General features: G+C 51.3%; 13 protein-coding genes. 8 read left to right on the forward strand and 5 right to left on the reverse strand.

The features are described 5' to 3' along the window. Positions 1-14 precede the first annotated feature (14 nt). From dusB to frr, 4 genes are all read left to right on the forward strand, one after another. On the forward strand, positions 15-1,004 hold the full coding sequence (gene dusB, locus BLQ88_RS07695; RefSeq protein ID WP_090148167.1) for a tRNA dihydrouridine synthase DusB: 990 nt from the start codon (positions 15-17) through the stop codon (positions 1,002-1,004). Next, complete coding sequence (locus BLQ88_RS07700; RefSeq protein WP_090148169.1) at positions 998-1,525, forward strand: acyl-CoA carboxylase biotin carboxyl carrier protein subunit; 528 nt, start codon at positions 998-1,000, stop codon at positions 1,523-1,525. The genes dusB and BLQ88_RS07700 overlap by 7 nt, the downstream gene beginning before the upstream one ends. A 61-nt stretch (positions 1,526-1,586) precedes the next feature. Further along, positions 1,587-2,309 (forward strand): UMP kinase, encoded by a 723-nt coding sequence (pyrH, locus tag BLQ88_RS07705; RefSeq protein WP_090148170.1) that lies wholly within the window; start codon positions 1,587-1,589, stop codon positions 2,307-2,309. Positions 2,310-2,333: 24 nt separating this feature from the next. Further along, the gene (gene frr, locus BLQ88_RS07710) at positions 2,334-2,894 is read left to right on the forward strand and encodes a ribosome recycling factor (protein ID WP_090148172.1); all 561 of its coding nucleotides are present in this window, start codon (positions 2,334-2,336) and stop codon (positions 2,892-2,894) included. Positions 2,895-3,061: 167 nt separating this feature from the next. Here frr and BLQ88_RS07715 read toward each other — a convergent pair whose 3' ends face one another. Then, entirely contained in the window at positions 3,062-4,054 is a 993-nt protein-coding gene (locus BLQ88_RS07715; protein ID WP_090148173.1) for a UDP-glucuronic acid decarboxylase family protein, read from the reverse strand. 36 nt (positions 4,055-4,090) lie between these two features. Continuing rightward, the gene (locus BLQ88_RS07720; protein ID WP_090148175.1) at positions 4,091-5,407 is read right to left on the reverse strand and encodes a UDP-glucose dehydrogenase family protein; all 1,317 of its coding nucleotides are present in this window, start codon (positions 5,405-5,407) and stop codon (positions 4,091-4,093) included. Positions 5,408-5,618: 211 nt separating this feature from the next. Here BLQ88_RS07720 and BLQ88_RS07725 point away from each other — a divergent pair, with 211 nt between their 5' ends. From BLQ88_RS07725 to BLQ88_RS07735, 3 genes are all read left to right on the forward strand, one after another. After that, on the forward strand, positions 5,619-6,782 hold the full coding sequence (locus BLQ88_RS07725; RefSeq protein ID WP_090148176.1) for an acyl-CoA dehydrogenase family protein: 1,164 nt from the start codon (positions 5,619-5,621) through the stop codon (positions 6,780-6,782). 131 nt (positions 6,783-6,913) lie between these two features. Further along, a complete protein-coding gene (locus BLQ88_RS07730; RefSeq protein WP_090148178.1) occupies positions 6,914-7,828 on the forward strand; it encodes an SPFH domain-containing protein in 915 nt (304 codons plus the stop codon). Between the two features lie 4 nt (positions 7,829-7,832). After that, positions 7,833-8,267, forward strand: a complete 435-nt coding sequence (locus BLQ88_RS07735; protein WP_090148179.1) for an NfeD family protein — start codon at positions 7,833-7,835, stop codon at positions 8,265-8,267. 81 nt (positions 8,268-8,348) lie between these two features. Here the strand turns inward: BLQ88_RS07735 and pafA (BLQ88_RS07740) are convergent, their stop codons facing one another. The 3 genes from pafA (BLQ88_RS07740) to BLQ88_RS07750 all read right to left on the reverse strand — a co-directional run bounded on the left by pafA (BLQ88_RS07740) (position 8,349) and on the right by BLQ88_RS07750 (position 14,724). Continuing rightward, on the reverse strand, positions 8,349-10,007 hold the full coding sequence (gene pafA / locus BLQ88_RS07740; RefSeq protein WP_090148181.1) for an alkaline phosphatase PafA: 1,659 nt from the start codon (positions 10,005-10,007) through the stop codon (positions 8,349-8,351). Positions 10,008-10,111: 104 nt separating this feature from the next. Next, positions 10,112-11,782: an alkaline phosphatase PafA gene (gene pafA / locus BLQ88_RS07745; protein ID WP_090148182.1), complete on the reverse strand. Its 1,671-nt coding sequence runs from the start codon at positions 11,780-11,782 to the stop codon at positions 10,112-10,114. A 131-nt stretch (positions 11,783-11,913) separates the two neighbouring features. Beyond that, positions 11,914-14,724 (reverse strand): M16 family metallopeptidase, encoded by a 2,811-nt coding sequence (locus BLQ88_RS07750; protein WP_090148436.1) that lies wholly within the window; start codon positions 14,722-14,724, stop codon positions 11,914-11,916. A 162-nt stretch (positions 14,725-14,886) separates the two neighbouring features. Between BLQ88_RS07750 and BLQ88_RS07755 the strand changes: the two genes are divergently transcribed. Continuing rightward, a complete protein-coding gene (locus BLQ88_RS07755; RefSeq protein ID WP_229212615.1) occupies positions 14,887-15,288 on the forward strand; it encodes a hypothetical protein in 402 nt (133 codons plus the stop codon). Positions 15,289-15,305 lie beyond the last annotated feature (17 nt).

Consider the following 15,305-nt stretch of genomic DNA (forward strand, 5'->3'; position numbering starts at 1 on the left):
GGTGTTGAAGGATTATGGTTAAGATTGGAAATATAGAACTGAGTGATTTTCCGTTGCTGCTGGCACCGATGGAAGACGTGAGCGATCCGCCGTTCCGCGCGGTATGCAAGGAAAACGGGGCGGATTTGATGTACACCGAATTCGTGTCGTCGGAAGGGCTCATCCGGGATGCTGCCAAAAGCGTTCAGAAACTGGATATTTTCGAGTATGAAAGGCCGGTGGGCATTCAGCTGTTCGGTAGCGATGTGGAGACAATGGGCTCATGCGCGGAGATCGCCTCCCGCGTGAACCCCGACCTGATCGATATCAATTACGGCTGCCCGGTGAAGAATGTCGCCTGCCGCGGTGCGGGCGCTGCATTGTTGCAGGACATTCCCAAAATGGTCAAAATGACCGAGTCGGTGATCAAATCGACGCATTTGCCGGTGACTGTAAAAACGCGCCTCGGCTGGGACGACAATACGAGAAATATCCAGGAAGTAGCGGAGCGTTTGCAGGATATCGGCATTAAGGCGCTGTCCATTCACGGGCGTACCCGCGTACAGATGTACAAAGGCGCTGCCGACTGGTCGCTCATTGCCAAAGTGAAGGAAAACCCGCGCATTACCATCCCTATTTTCGGTAATGGCGATATCGATACGCCCGAGAAAGCTTTGGAATACAAAAATACCTACGGCGTGGACGGCATCATGATCGGCCGCGCGACGATCGGCAATCCGTGGATCTTCAACGAGATCAAGCATTACCTCAAAACCGGCGAGAAACTGGCTCCGCCAACCATGGAGCAGCGTGTGGACGTTTGCCGCAGGCACCTCGAATTTTCGATCCGCTGGAAAGGGCCGGTAGCAGGTGTGTTTGAAATGAGAAGGCATTATACCAATTATTTCAAAGGACTGGAACACTTCAAACCATACAGAATGCGCCTCGTGGAAGCACCTACCTTCGACGAGCTCGACAGCATCCTAAAAGAAATTGCGAACGATTACACCGAAATGGTATGCTGAAAGTAAATGTGGGTAACAAGCCGCAGGCCGAGCAGCCTGAGCAAGGCAGTGCATTTGAAATAGACCAGCGGAAAGAAGGCTGGTTCATGAATGGCAATGCTTTCAATGGCGACATTGCGGCGCTTGGTAACAACCGTTTCCACGTGATCTGGAACAACAAATCCTACAATATTGAGGTCGTCGACCGTAACCCGGCTGAGAAAACGACGCACTTGCTCATCAATGGCCAGCATTACCACACCACGGCAAAGGACGATCTCGATCTTTTGCTCGAAAAAATGGGCATGCAGAATGTTTCCGCGCAAAAAATCAATAATGTAAAAGCGCCCATGCCGGGGCTGATCCAGTCCATTGCCGTGGCCGAAGGCGACAGCATTGCCAAGGGCGACAACCTGCTTGTGCTCGTGGCGATGAAGATGGAAAACGTGATCAAATCGTCGGGCAGCGGGGTCATTAAAACTCTGAAAGTGACGCCGGGACAGATTGTGGAAAAAAACCAGGTATTATTGGAGTTTCACTAAAAACTTGTGAATCTGAACTTAGTCCGCTTATTTTTACGGATCAAAACACCACATCACTACCATGCCGGAACCAAGATACAAACGTTTATTACTGAAACTCAGCGGAGAAGCACTCAACGGGGGCGATAAGGCCCAGGTCATTGACTTTAACATTCTCGACAATTATGCCAAGGAAATCAAAAGGATTACCGAGGTCGGCGTGCAGGTGGCAATTGTAATTGGTGGTGGAAACATATTCCGTGGGGCTTCCGTGGAAAAATCGGGGATCGACCGCGTGCAGGGCGATCACATGGGCATGCTCGCGACCGTGATCAACGGGATGGCGATCCAGAGCTCGCTGGAAAAACACGGAATGAACACGCGCCTGATGTCGGCCATCAAAATGGAGCAGGTTTGTGAGCCATTAATCCGCCGCCGCGCCGTGCGCCACCTTGAAAAAGGACGCGTGGTGATCTTTGGCGCAGGAACGGGTAACCCCTATTTCACAACCGACACGACGGCCGGCCTCCGTGCCATCGAATCGGAATCGGAAGTGGTATTGAAAGGAACCCGCGTGGACGGCGTTTACACGGCAGATCCCGAGAAAGACCCAACCGCTACCAAGTACTCACAACTCTCATTTGACGAGGCTTTGGCTAAAAACCTCAAAATCATGGACCTTACCGCATTCACATTGTGCAAGGAAAATGACCTCCCGATTATCGTATTCGACATGAACAAGCCTGGTAACCTTTACGACCTGGTAATGGGTGGAGAAGTCGGAACGCTGATCTCGAATCAATAGAACAATACAGCTTACTATAAAACAATGGAAGAAATAGAATTATATCTGGACGACGCCAAGGATACGATGGACGGCGCAATCAAACACCTTATTATCGAATTGGGTAAAATCCGCGCCGGAAAAGCATCTCCCCAAATGCTGGAAGGTCTTCAGATCGATTACTATGGTTCAATGACGCCGATCCAGAACGTGGCTACGATTAACACGCCCGATGCACGGACGCTGGCGATCAAGCCTTTCGAGAAGAAGATCATCAACGACATCGAAAAGGCGATCCGCAATAGTAACCTCGGCTTCTCGCCTTCGAACGACGGTGACATGATCCGGATTTCTGTTCCCCCATTGAATGAAGAGCGCCGCCGCGAACTCGTGAAACGCGCGAAAAATGAAATTGAAACTGCGAAGATCAACGTCCGTAACATTCGTCAGGACGCCAACAACTCGCTAAGAAAACTGACCAAGGAAGGTGTTGCCGAGGATCTGGTAAAATCCAGCGAAGACCGCGTTCAGAAATTGACAGACAGCTTCATAGCCAAAATCGAACAGATATTCTCCGTAAAAGAAAGGGAGATCATGGAAGTATAATACGACTGATTCCCTACCTTAACCAAACAAAAACCCGCCGAAAGCGGGTTTTTTGTTTGATTAAGGTCCCCGGACTGAAGTCCGGGGCAAGGGGATTACAATTGCTTGAAATTCTCGAAAAAATATCCAATGCCCCGGACTTTAATCCGGGGAAACCAAAATTATTGTTATTTGTTGGCGCTGAAACCTTCGAAGCCTCTGTGATTTGACTCTTCGTACAAACGCTCTTTCGGCAGGCTGCGGAAATAGTCGTAGGTAATGCGGAGGCCTTCTTCGCGGGCTACTTTCGGTTCCCAGCCCAGGATTTCCTTCGCTTTCGAAATGTCCGGCTGGCGCTGTTTCGGATCGTCCTGAGGAAGCGGCTTGTACACCACTTTCTGGTCCGTACCCGTCAGTTTGATAATTTCTTCTGCAAACTGGCCGATCGTGATCTCCTTAGGGTTCCCAATATTGACAGGCAACGAGTAATCGCTCAGCAACAGGCGGTAAATACCTTCTACCAGGTCATCCACATAGCAGAACGAGCGCGTTTGTGAACCATCACCGAACACGGTAATGTCCTCGCCGCGCAACGCCTGACCCATGAATGCAGGCAATACCCGTCCGTCGTTCAATCGCATGCGGGGCCCGTAAGTGTTGAAGATACGTACGATGCGCGTTTCCAGGCCGTGGTAACGGTGGTAAGCCATTGTGATCGCCTCCTGGTAACGTTTCGCCTCGTCATAGCAGCCGCGCGGCCCGATCGGGTTCACGTGGCCCCAGTAATCTTCGGTTTGCGGGTGAACGAGCGGGTCGCCGTACACCTCCGAAGTGGAAGCGATAATGAAACGTGATTTTTTGGCACGGGCCAATCCCAACAGGTTATGCGTTCCCATTGCTCCTACTTTGAGCGTCTGGATAGGGATTTTCAGATAGTCGATCGGACTGGCGGGAGATGCGAAGTGCATGATGTAATCGAGCTCGCCCGGTACGTGCACATATTTGGTCACATCGTGATGGTAAAACTCGAAATTCGGGTTTGGCATCAGGTGTTCGATATTACGCATATCGCCGGTGATCAGGTTGTCCATCCCGATCACGTACATTCCCTCCTTTAAAAAACGCTCGCAGAGGTGCGAACCCAGGAAACCTGCTGCTCCCGTAATTAAAACACGTTTCATTAAAATGAGTAAGTTAGAGTATTTACTAATTTATGATCAGGCCGGCACCACCTTCTCACGACCAATGCTGTAATAGGTATAACCCATTTCGCGCATCTGATCGAGTTCGTACAGGTTCCTGCCATCGAAAACCACTTTGTTTTTCAGCAGTTTACCCATTTTTTCAAATTCCGGCGTACGGAACTGAGGCCATTCGGTAAAGATCATCAATGCATCCGCATCGTCGAGCGCTGCGTAAGGCGTGTGGGTAAAAGTGATCTTATCTCCCAGAATACCTTTCACATTCGTCATCGCTTCCGGATCGTAAGCCACTACTTTTGCACCGGCCGCGAGCAATGCTTCGATGTTTTCCAATGCCGGTGCTTCGCGGATATCGTCGGTATAGGGCTTAAATGCCAATCCCCAAACGGCGATCGTCTTGCCTTTCAGGTCGCTGGCAAAGTAGTTCTCAACCATCGGAAGCAATTTCTTCTTCTGGTCGTAGTTCACATCCATCACCGATTTCAGGATCCGGAAATCGTAATCGTAATCTTTGGACGTTTTCGCCAATGCCTGAACATCTTTTGGAAAACAGCTACCGCCATATCCGATACCCGCGAAAAGGAAGCGCTTGCCGATACGGCTGTCGGTTCCGATACCACGACGAATATCGTCCACGTTGGCACCTACTTTCTCGCAAAGGTTCGCGATCTCGTTCATGAAAGTGATCTTCATAGCCAGGAACGAGTTAGCCGCATACTTGGTCATTTCCGCCGAGCGCTCATCCATAAAGATCACCGGGTTGCCCTGGCGTACGAGCGGAGCGTACAACTTCTCCATTACCTTTTTGGCTTTTTCCGAGGTAGTACCCACCACCACGCGGTCGGGCTTCATAAAATCTTCCACGGCAACACCTTCACGGAGGAATTCCGGGTTGGATACCACGTCGAAATCCACTTTCGCGTTTTTCGCGATCGCAGCGTGCACTTTCTCGGCCGTTCCCACGGGAACCGTGCTCTTGTCGATGATCACCGCGTACTGATCGAGGATCGGCCCGAGGTCGTTGGCAACTCCTAGAATATATTTAAGGTCGGCGGAGCCATCTTCTCCCGGAGGCGTTGGTAATGCGAGGAATATCACCTGCGCATCCTTGATACCTTCGGCCAAACTCGTCGTAAACAACAAGCGTCCTTCCGCCACATTGCGGTCGAAAAGAACGTCGAGGCCCGGCTCGTAAATGGGTATTTCTCCTTTTTGAAGGCGTTCAACCTTTCTGACATCGATGTCGACGCAAGTCACCTGGTTGCCGGTCTCGGCAAAGCAGGTACCTGTCACCAACCCGACGTATCCTGTTCCTACTACTGCAATTTTCATAAACGGTTAATTATATATAGCTGTTTTGGCACTTGTTTAATAAAATCCGGGAATTGTACTTAACTAAGTCCAGTGCGTGAGGACGGTTGCAAAAGTAATTTTTTTAAGCGAATGTTCACCGTCGCGATTTGGATTTGTTCGTTACTGGCTAGCGAATTTGTTGCATTCTCACTATCATTGGGTAATCACACAAATATAATCATCAACACCTATGGACACACGAGAAGATAACCTGACTAAGAACCCCTCCGACGAAATTTGTAACCTCATCAAACAAACCGTCAGGGATTTCGCTGCGCTGCACATCAAGCCACACATCCGCACCTGGGACGAAGAGCAGCATTTTCCGAAAGAACTTTTCAAAGCAATGGGCGAGCTCGGCCTCATGGGAATGCTCATTCCCGAAAGCCTCGGCGGCGCCGGACTCGGCTACCGTGAATATGTTACCGCCATCGTCGAACTCGCGAAGGTCGACCCGTCGGTTGCATTGTCGATGGCAGCGCACAATTCGCTTTGTACTAATCATATATATATGTTCGGCACCGACGAGCAGAAGCAAAAATACCTTCCCGGCCTCGCCTCAGGCGCACTCGTGGGCGCATGGGGCCTTACCGAGCCCAATACCGGCTCCGACGCAGGGAATATGCGTACAGTAGCCGTGCGGGATGGTGACGACTGGGTAATTAATGGTTCAAAAAACTTCATTACCAACGGCAAAAGCGCAGATGTTCTCGTAGTAATGACCCGTACCGGCGAGCCCGGCGACAAGCACGGCGCCACCGCATTCGTGCTGGACGCCACCACGCCGGGTTTCAGCCCGGGGCGCAAGGAGGATAAACTCGGCATGCGCGCCTCCGAAACAGTAGAACTACTATTCCAGGATTGCCGCATCCCCGACAGCCAGCGCCTCGGCGAGATCGGCGACGGATTCATACAATCATTAAAAGTGCTCGACGGCGGCCGCATATCCATTGCCGCATTGGGCGTAGGTACGGCCTGGGGTGCGTACGAGGCCGCATTGGCCTATTCCAAAGAGCGCAAGCAGTTCGGCAAGGCGATCTGCGACTTTCAGGCCATTGCATTCAAGCTGGCGGATATGTATACCGATGTGCAAGCCTCTTCGTTGCTGACTTTCCACGCGGCAGAACTAAAAGACGCAGGCGAAAAAGTGACGCTCGCGAGCTCGGTAGCCAAATACCATTCGTCGGAAACCGCCGTGCGCGTTGCCAACGAGGCTGTTCAGATATTTGGTGGTTATGGTTTTGTAAAAGATTACCCTGCTGAAAAATTCTACCGCGACAGCAAGCTTTGCACCATCGGTGAGGGGACGAGCGAAATACAGAAAATAGTTATATCAAAAGAAATATTGAAATAATTATATTTAATTTCAACCGCCTATCCCAGTGATCGACCGATAGGCAAGTTTCCCTGTATGTTAATCCCGGAACAATAGGAAGCAAGTAGGGTTATGGCTATTTTCGCCATAGACCTTAAAACCGACTTGTTATGACCCCTTTCATTGTTCTGCTCGTACTGGTGGTGCTCACCATTCTGATGACCGTCAAGGTTGTCCCACAGCAAAGTGCTTACATTCTGGAACGTCTGGGAAAGTTTTACGCCGTTCTGCAACCGGGCGTGAACTTCATCATTCCCTTTTTCGACAGGATCGCCTATAAGTACACGCTCAAAGAAGCCGCTGTGGACATTCCCGAGCAGATCTGTATCACCCGCGACAACGTGCAGGTGCGCATGGACGGGGTCATTTTTATACAAGTAATAGATCCGCGAAAAGCCGCATACGGCATTTCTGACTACACTTTTGCGGTAATCCAGCTAGCCCAAACCACCATGCGTAGCGAGATCGGTAAGCTGGATCTTGACAAGACATTCGAGGAACGTATGACCATCAACCGTGCCGTGGTGGAATCGATCGATGAAGCGGCTACGGGCTGGGGCGTGAAGGTATTGCGCTACGAAATCAAGAACATTACCCCGCCGCAAAGCGTGTTGAATGCCATGGAAAAACAAATGCAGGCCGAACGGGAACGCCGCGCGGTGATCCTGCAATCGGATGGTGAAAAGCAGGCGGCAATCAACGTCGCCGAGGGGCAGAAACAGAAAGTCGTGCTGGAATCGGAAGGTATCCGTTTACGGCAGATCAACGAGGCGGAAGGTGAGGCTTCGGCATTGAAATCGGTTGCAGAAGCGACCGCCGAAAGTATCCGTTTGGTAGCTCAGGCGATCCGCGAGGAAGGCGGCGCCGAGGCAGTCCAGTTGAAAGTAGCCGAAAATTATGTGGAGCAGTTTGGTAAAATTGCCAAAGCCGGTAACACGCTCATCCTCCCCGCCAACCTTGCCGATATGGGTTCGCTCATCGCGACGGCATTAACAGTAGTCAAATCATCTGAACAGAAGCACTAGTATCATGGATTTGACCTTACCACAGATTTGGCTCATCGTAGGGCTGGTAATGCTTCTCGCAGAACTGGTCAGCGTCCTGCTCGTATTCATCTTTTTCGCAGTAGGCGCGTTGCTGACATCCCTCCTAACCACCATCGGGCTGCTGCCGAGCACCGAAAGCCAGATACTGGCATTCTCCGCTATCTCGCTCGTTTCCCTGCTCGTGCTCCGGAAACATGCCCGACGGCTCCTGGAACGCCGCTCAACTCCCGAATACAGCGAATTTACCGGTGAAACCGCCATGGTGATCCGCGACATTCCCGGCAACGGCGAAGGCCGGATTTACTACCGCGGTGCCGAATGGAAAGCCATTTCGGAGAATCATGAGAACATTCCTGCCGGCAGCAAAGTAGTGATCAAGAAAACGGAAGGCATTGTCCTCATCGTGGAAGAATCCTGAGATCGAGTATCTAACCAAAAAACAAAAAGCCGTGTGCACGATCGATTCGTACACACGGCTTTTTTGATTTACTACTAAAAATTATTTCTTCAATGCTTCCTCCACCGGATGGCCAATGTTGCCGCTGGCCGGCAAAATGTGCAGCAATGAAGCGATGGTAGGCGCAATGTCGCAAACGGAAGTTCTTTTGACAGTCTCTCCCTTATTAATACCCCAGCCGAACATCACAAATGGCACCTGGGTATCGTAATTGTAAGGCGTTCCGTGGGATGTTCCGGTAGCAGTTCCGTAGAACCAGCCCGGCTGCGAAATCACCTGCAAATCGCCGCTCCGCTTCGCATTTACATTGTTTTTATAGAGTTCCAACTGGTAGGTATTCAGCGGCGCCTTACCCATGTCGGTCAGGTCGATCACGTCGGCGATGCCTTGTACGGTCAATGCCGCGTCGCGTACCACGCTATGCGCGGCGGCGATGGTAATGTTCTTTTTTCTCAAAAGGCTGTGGTCGAAATACAGCTGGTTGTTGTCGGTAGCGACAATGTATTTTTCTTTTCCAAATGCTTCGTTCAATGCATCGGTTACAGCATTGGTGAGCTGCTTACGATCCACCAGGCCGGATGGCAGCTTGTGTTCCTTCGCGAAGCCCGGCACATCCACTACCCCGTGGTCGGCTGTGAGGAATACGGTGTATTCGCCTTTACCCACCCAGCCATCGAGGAAGTTGAACAAATCGGCAAACTCGCGGTCGAGGCGGAGAAAGTCGTCCTGCTGCTCAATGGAGTTAGGCCCTACCCTATGCCCGATCTTATCCGTCGACGAAAAGCTGATCGCCAGGAAATCGGTATCCTTTCCTTTGCCAAGCTGCTCACCTTTGATCGCTTCGATGGCCATTTCCTTGGTAAGGGTGTTACCCCAGGGCGTGTCGGTCACGATACCAAATGCATCGCCCGCCATTCCCACGAGTTCATAAGGGAATACCGGTTTTTTAGCTCCGGGCAGCTTGCCTTCCCAGGGCACGTCGTCGGGAGAGCTCTGTGTGTAAGCATCGGCACTCAAAAGAAGGTCCCAGCCCTTTTGCGCATACACCGAAGGCATTTTCTTCGCATTGTAATCCTTGGCCCATTGCGGGAGATCTTCCATGTAGTAGGTACTGCTTACCCAGTTACCGGTTTTGGAATCGAACCAGTAGGCCGCATTCGCCGCGTGGCCGGCTGGAAGGATTGATCCACGATCCTTGATGGCTACACCAATGGTTTTGGAGCGGAAATTGGTAGCAATGCGCAGCTGGTCGGTAACTGTGCTTACCAACAGGTTTTTGGGCGACATTTTGCCTACGGCTACATTGTTACTCCCCACCGTTTTCACCGTACTGTCCTCCACGCAATACACATCCTGCTTGGCAATGGGGTCGTACCATTCGTTACCCACGATCCCGTTGATCGCCGGGATCGAGCCCGTGTATGCGGATGCGTGACCTGCGGCCGTCACCGTAAGCGCGTAGCTGTAATGGTTGTTGCGACAGTTGAAACCCTCATTCATCATCCTTTTGAACCCGCCTTCGGTGTATTGATCATAATAGCGGTACAGGTAATCGTAACGCATTTGATCCACCACGATACCTACAACAAGTTTGGGACGGGCAAGGGTAGATGCTTTTGCAGCAGCCTTCGCAGCTGGGGACTTCGCGGCGGTAGTAGCGGACTTTTTGGGAGTTTGTGCAGAAACGGCTGTCGTTGCCATTGCAGCCAATACCCAGCAAGCTAATTTTCTCACAGTCAAGGGATTTAGATAAAACAAAAAACTGCGAAGCCCGGCAGGCCCCGCAGCGGATATTCTTCTTTAATTTACTTTTTGAGTGCTTCCTGAACCGGGTTACCTACATTCCCGCTTGGAGGCAGAATGTGCAGCAATGCGGAGATAGTAGGAGCAATATCGGCAATGGAAGTACGGCGGAGCGTCTCGCCCTTGTTGATACCCCAGCCGTAAAGTAGGAACGGCACATGCGTATCGTAATTGTAAGGTGTGCCGTGGTCGGTGCCGGTGCTCATGGTCGATGCGAACCATCCCGGTTGCAGCAATACCTGCAAGTCGCCGCTGCGTTTCGCATTGATATTGTTTTTAAACAGCTCCAACTGGTAGGTATTCAATGGCGCTTTACCCATATCGCGGAGGTTGATCACATCGGCCACGCCGTCCACAGCCTGCAATGCATCGCGCAATGTCTGGTACACGTCGGCGACAGTGATCTTCTTCTCGTTCAGGATCACTTTGTTGAGGTAAAGCTGGTAGTTCTCGAATGCGGAAACGTACTCTGCCTCGCCGTACGCATCGTTCAATGCTTTCACAATGGTGCGGGTCAGGGTAGTGGCATTCATCAATCCCGCCGGCAGCTTGTGCTCCTGCCAGAATGCGGGCACATCCATGGCGCCGTGGTCGGCGGTGAGGAATACGGTGTAGTTGCCCTTTCCGGCCCAGCTATCGAGGAAGTTGAAGAAATCGGCAAATTCCATATCAAGTTTCAGGTAGTCGTCCTCTTGCTCTACGGAATTCGGCCCGAACATATGCCCAATGCGGTCGGGAGACGAAAAGCTTACCGCGAGGAAATCCGTATCGGCACCTTTGCCGAGGTTTTCACCTTTGATCGCCGCGATGGCCATTTCCTTGGTAATGGTGTTGCCCCAGGGCGAAGTGGTCATCGGGCCGTATGCATCGCCCGCATTGCCTGTGAGGTCGTGCGGGAATACAGGCTTGGTTGCGGTCGAAAGCTTACCTTCCCAGGGTACATCGTCCGGCGAGCTCTGGGTGTATTGTGCAACCGGCAGCAGCGTATTCCAGCCTTTGCCCATGTATTCGGCCGGCTTTTTCAGGTTGTTATAATCGGTGGCCCATTGCGGCAATGCATTGGTGTAATAGGTACTCGTCACAAAATTGCCGGTTTTGGAATCAAACCAGTAAGCGCCCGACGCCGCATGACCTGCCGGCAGAATGGACGCCCGGTCTTTAATGGCGACGCCAATCGTTTTCGAACGGAAATTGGTAGCAATGCGGAGCTGGTCGGTTACCGTGGTTACGAGCAGGTTTTTCGGAGACATTTTACCTACCGTCACATTGCTGCTACCTACCGTCGCCACGCTGGCATCGTCCGTACAATACACATTTTTGGCCTGCGCGGCATCGTACCAGTCGTTACCCACAATGCCGTTCATGGCAGGCATCGAGCCGGTATAAACGGCCGAATGGCCGGCGGCGGTTACGGTCAATGCGTAATGGTAATGGTTATTGCGGCAATTGAAGCCTTCGTTCATGAGCCGTTTCAGACCGCCCTCTTTGTATTTGTCGTAATAGCGGTACAAGTAATCGTAACGCATCTGATCGACAACCATTCCTACCACCAGTTTAGGCCTGGCCAGCTTGGTAGCGGCCGCAGGATTGGTTTTGGTTTGAGCAAAAACGGGTTGGCTTAGCACAAGCCCGGCGAACAAAACTCTGAGAAGCGGATGGTAGATCAATTTCATTAGCGATGCTATTGACAGCAGTAAGGTTCCGTGTAAATACTCGGCAAAGATAAAGATGTACTACGGTTAAAAGCAGAAAACCGGCGTGCTTTTCACGTCCGGTTCCCTGAATCTTAATCTTATTTTAATTTTTACTTTTTATCGCTTCCGCCCAGCTGAGCAGGCGCACCAGCGGGTTGAGCGCCTTTTTTGGCCTTCTCGAAATCTCCCGCTTTAATGATCACAAGTTTATTATAATCAATGTGTTTGTTGAATGCGGCTTTGATCTGATCAGGCGTCAGCGATTCGATTTTTTTCTCAAAATCGGCATCCCACTGCATGGTACGGTTCAGGTAGAGGTTGCTGGTGAGCGTGTTGGTGAGCGCCGCGTCCTGCGAGCGCGATACCTGCCGCGATTGCAGGTAACCCGATTTCGCAGCCTTCAATTCGTCCGCCGTAAACCCTTCCTTCATCACCTTATCGATCTCCTCCTTGAATGCAGCTTCCAGTTTCTCCGCGTTTTGAGGCGCGTAAATGGCATACGACATAAATGTACCATTCTTATCCAGCGGGCTGGCCGAGAATTGCGAACCTACGCCATAGCTCAATCCTTCTTTCTGGCGGATGCGCGTAGCAAGGCGCGAGTTCAGGAAGCCGCCGCCGAGCATATAGTTACCCATGATCAATGCCGCATAATCGGGATCGGTGTCCTGTAACGGCATATTCAATCCGGCGATAAACATCGCATTGGCCTTGTCAGGCGTTTCGATGGATTTGTTCTCCGATTTCACGGGCTGGTAAGGCGAGGCAATGCGGGTAAACGGCTTGGCGCTCTTCCAGCTACCGAACTCGTCGTTCAGGATTTTTTGGATCGCATCCTTATCGAAATCACCTACCACGGCCACCGATGCATTATTTGCACCATAAAAATCCTTATGGAACTGGCGGATCTGATCAATCGTCGTCGCTTTGATGCTCTCTACATCCTCATCGAATGTACCCACATAGCGCACATCGCTTTTCGGATAGGGTGAAACGAGGCGGCGATATTGCGTGAATGCGATCGCCTGCGGTTCGCTGCGCTGCGATTCGATGCCGGCGAGTTCTTCCTGTTTCAGTTTCTCAAACTCATTTTCGTCGAATGATGGTGTTTTGAGCACTTCCGCTACCAGTTTCATCACAGCCGGCAGGTTTTCCTTTGTGGTTTCAACACTTGCACCCGCCTGGTTGGCCTGGCCGAAGAAGCTCACACGCGCTTTGAGGCGGTCGAACTCGTCCTTCACCTGCTGGCGCGTTTTGGTTTTGGTACCCTTGTCGAGCATCGAGCCAGTCAGATCGGACACGGTCGCTTTGTTTTGCAGGCTTTTTTCGTCGCCATAACGCAGCGTAATGCGGGCAGCTACCACATTACCGCGCGTCTTTTTAGGAAGCAATGCGGTTTCAATGGTATTGGCTTTCTCCACGCGCGCCGTACGGCTCTCCACGTTGGCTGGTGACGGGTCGAATGCCTCGCCTTCCGCTACCACGGCCTCGCCTTTGTAATCTTTCACCAGATCGGCCACTTTCGGTGCTTCGGGGATCTCCGCCCGCACCGGGTTAGCTTCCGGCATGAACGTACCCAGCGTGCGGTTGGACGGTTTGAAATAATGCTGGGCTACTTTGGCCACATCTTCCGGGGTTACCTTGCGGATATTGTCGCGGAACAGGAATGCGAGGCGCCAGTCGCCGGTCGCAATGGATTCGCTGATGCTCAGCCCCACCCTTTCCGAGTTCCGGAATTCGAGGTCCCAGTTTTTAAGAATCGTCGTTTTTGCCCTTTCCACATCTTCTTTCGAAGGCTTGATCGTCGCAGTGGAATCGAGGGTAGCAGTAAATGCTTTCTTGGCCTCATCCAGCGATTTCTCTTTCAGGATTTCAGCTCCGAACAATACAAAACCGGGATCGTACAGCTGGAAAGTGTATCCGAATTGTGACGATGCCTTCTTGGTTTCTACAAGGTTTTTGTACAAACGCCCATTCGGTTCGGTGGTGAGCACTTCGGTGAGCACTTCCATGGCCGGATAATCGGCGTGGGAGCCGGGCATAATATGGTACAAGGCCATCAGCATTTGCACGTCGCCGGTGCGTTTGAGCTCCACGAAACGCTCGCCGTCCTGGGTAGGCTCCACGGTGTAGGATTTGGGAAGAACGCGGGTGGGTTTTGCTATTTTACCAAAATAATCATTCACCAATGCCAGCGTCTTGGCCTCGTCTATTTTCCCCGCCACGGTCAGTACCGCATTGTCGGGCTGGTAGAATTTCCGGTAAAACGCTTGGAGGTTTTCGATCGGCACCCGCTCAATGTCGGAACGGTTACCGATGGTAGATTTGCCGTAATTATGCCACAAAAAACCGCCTGAAATCACCCGTTCCATCAGCACGCGGAACGGACTGTTTTCACCGGATTCAAACTCATTACGCACCACACTGAATTCACTATCCAGGTCTTTTTTGGCAATGAACGAATTCACCATCCGGTCGGATTCGAGGTCGAGCGCCCATTTCAGGTTTTCATCGGACGCCGAGAAAGTTTCAAAATAGTTGGTACGGTCATACCACGTGGTACCATTGGGCCGCGCACCATGTTCGGTAAGCTCCTGGGGAATGTTGGTATGCTTCGGAGAGCCTTTGAAAACCAGGTGTTCGAGTAAGTGGGCCATACCGGTTTCACCATAGCCTTCGTGGCGTGAACCTACCAGATAAGTAACGTTCACCGTAATGGTCGGCTTCGAAGGATCGGGGAACATCAGTACTTTCAGGCCGTTTTCGAGGTTATATTCCGTAATGCCTTCGACCGAGGTCACTTTCGTCACCCCTTTCGGCAGCTGCTGTGCTTCGGAGGGCATAGCCAGCATCGCAGCGAGCATCAGCCCGACCAACGAGCCCTGCCTGAACAAATTTGTTCTTTTAGATTTCATGACCATATTAAAATCAATTAGTTTAGATTTATAATCCTTGAAAATAATGCACAATATCACATTTACCAATGGATTGGTGACAAATGGCAAAATAATATACGTTGCAACATAATGTCGCATTCCGCGTGTACTGGTTGCATATAAGTTTTTAAAAAAGTCCCTCATTGAATGCATATGAATACCTTTAAAAAAGCCCCGATCCTGTTTTCAGTTCTTGCCGCTGCCCTGCTTTCCGCCTGTGCAGGTAGCGGAATTCCGATTTCTTCCAATACCAAATACCCCATCGAAGTGCTGTACGATAACCAGCCGCTGGAACGCCCCTATTCCGAACTGGCCGTGGTGGAGATCGGCAGCGAGGATTCGCTTACGGCCGATCAGACGAAAGATAAAAGAATGATGTTCCGTGGAAACGATGCCAAAACCAAAGAGCTCCTGACGGCGCGGCTGGTGATGAAAGCGCAGAAAATCGGCGCGGACGCCATTATTAATGTAAAATACAAATACTACACGAGTGTGGACAAGGAGGGCTATATGCTGAGCGGGTTGGCCGTGCGGTACCGGGGAGAATGACACTTCTAACAAGATAA

Origin of the sequence: Dyadobacter soli (genome assembly GCF_900101885.1) — a bacterium.
GTDB classification, from domain to species: domain Bacteria; phylum Bacteroidota; class Bacteroidia; order Cytophagales; family Spirosomataceae; genus Dyadobacter; species Dyadobacter soli.

What these genes read in the sequence shown, in the direction of transcription:
- dusB (WP_090148167.1), top strand. Translation starts at nt 15, where the DNA reads ATGGTTAAGATTGGAAATATAGAACTGAGTGATTTTCCGTTGCTGCTG.
- BLQ88_RS07700 (WP_090148169.1), top strand. Translation starts at nt 998, where the DNA reads ATGCTGAAAGTAAATGTGGGTAACAAGCCGCAGGCCGAGCAGCCTGAG.
- pyrH (WP_090148170.1), top strand. Translation starts at nt 1,587, where the DNA reads ATGCCGGAACCAAGATACAAACGTTTATTACTGAAACTCAGCGGAGAA.
- frr (WP_090148172.1), top strand. Translation starts at nt 2,334, where the DNA reads ATGGAAGAAATAGAATTATATCTGGACGACGCCAAGGATACGATGGAC.
- BLQ88_RS07715 (WP_090148173.1), bottom strand. Translation starts at nt 4,054, where the DNA reads ATGAAACGTGTTTTAATTACGGGAGCAGCAGGTTTCCTGGGTTCGCAC.
- BLQ88_RS07720 (WP_090148175.1), bottom strand. Translation starts at nt 5,407, where the DNA reads ATGAAAATTGCAGTAGTAGGAACAGGATACGTCGGGTTGGTGACAGGT.
- BLQ88_RS07725 (WP_090148176.1), top strand. Translation starts at nt 5,619, where the DNA reads ATGGACACACGAGAAGATAACCTGACTAAGAACCCCTCCGACGAAATT.
- BLQ88_RS07730 (WP_090148178.1), top strand. Translation starts at nt 6,914, where the DNA reads ATGACCCCTTTCATTGTTCTGCTCGTACTGGTGGTGCTCACCATTCTG.
- BLQ88_RS07735 (WP_090148179.1), top strand. Translation starts at nt 7,833, where the DNA reads ATGGATTTGACCTTACCACAGATTTGGCTCATCGTAGGGCTGGTAATG.
- pafA (WP_090148181.1), bottom strand. Translation starts at nt 10,007, where the DNA reads ATGGCAACGACAGCCGTTTCTGCACAAACTCCCAAAAAGTCCGCTACT.
- pafA (WP_090148182.1), bottom strand. Translation starts at nt 11,782, where the DNA reads ATGAAATTGATCTACCATCCGCTTCTCAGAGTTTTGTTCGCCGGGCTT.
- BLQ88_RS07750 (WP_090148436.1), bottom strand. Translation starts at nt 14,724, where the DNA reads ATGGTCATGAAATCTAAAAGAACAAATTTGTTCAGGCAGGGCTCGTTG.
- BLQ88_RS07755 (WP_229212615.1), top strand. Translation starts at nt 14,887, where the DNA reads ATGCATATGAATACCTTTAAAAAAGCCCCGATCCTGTTTTCAGTTCTT.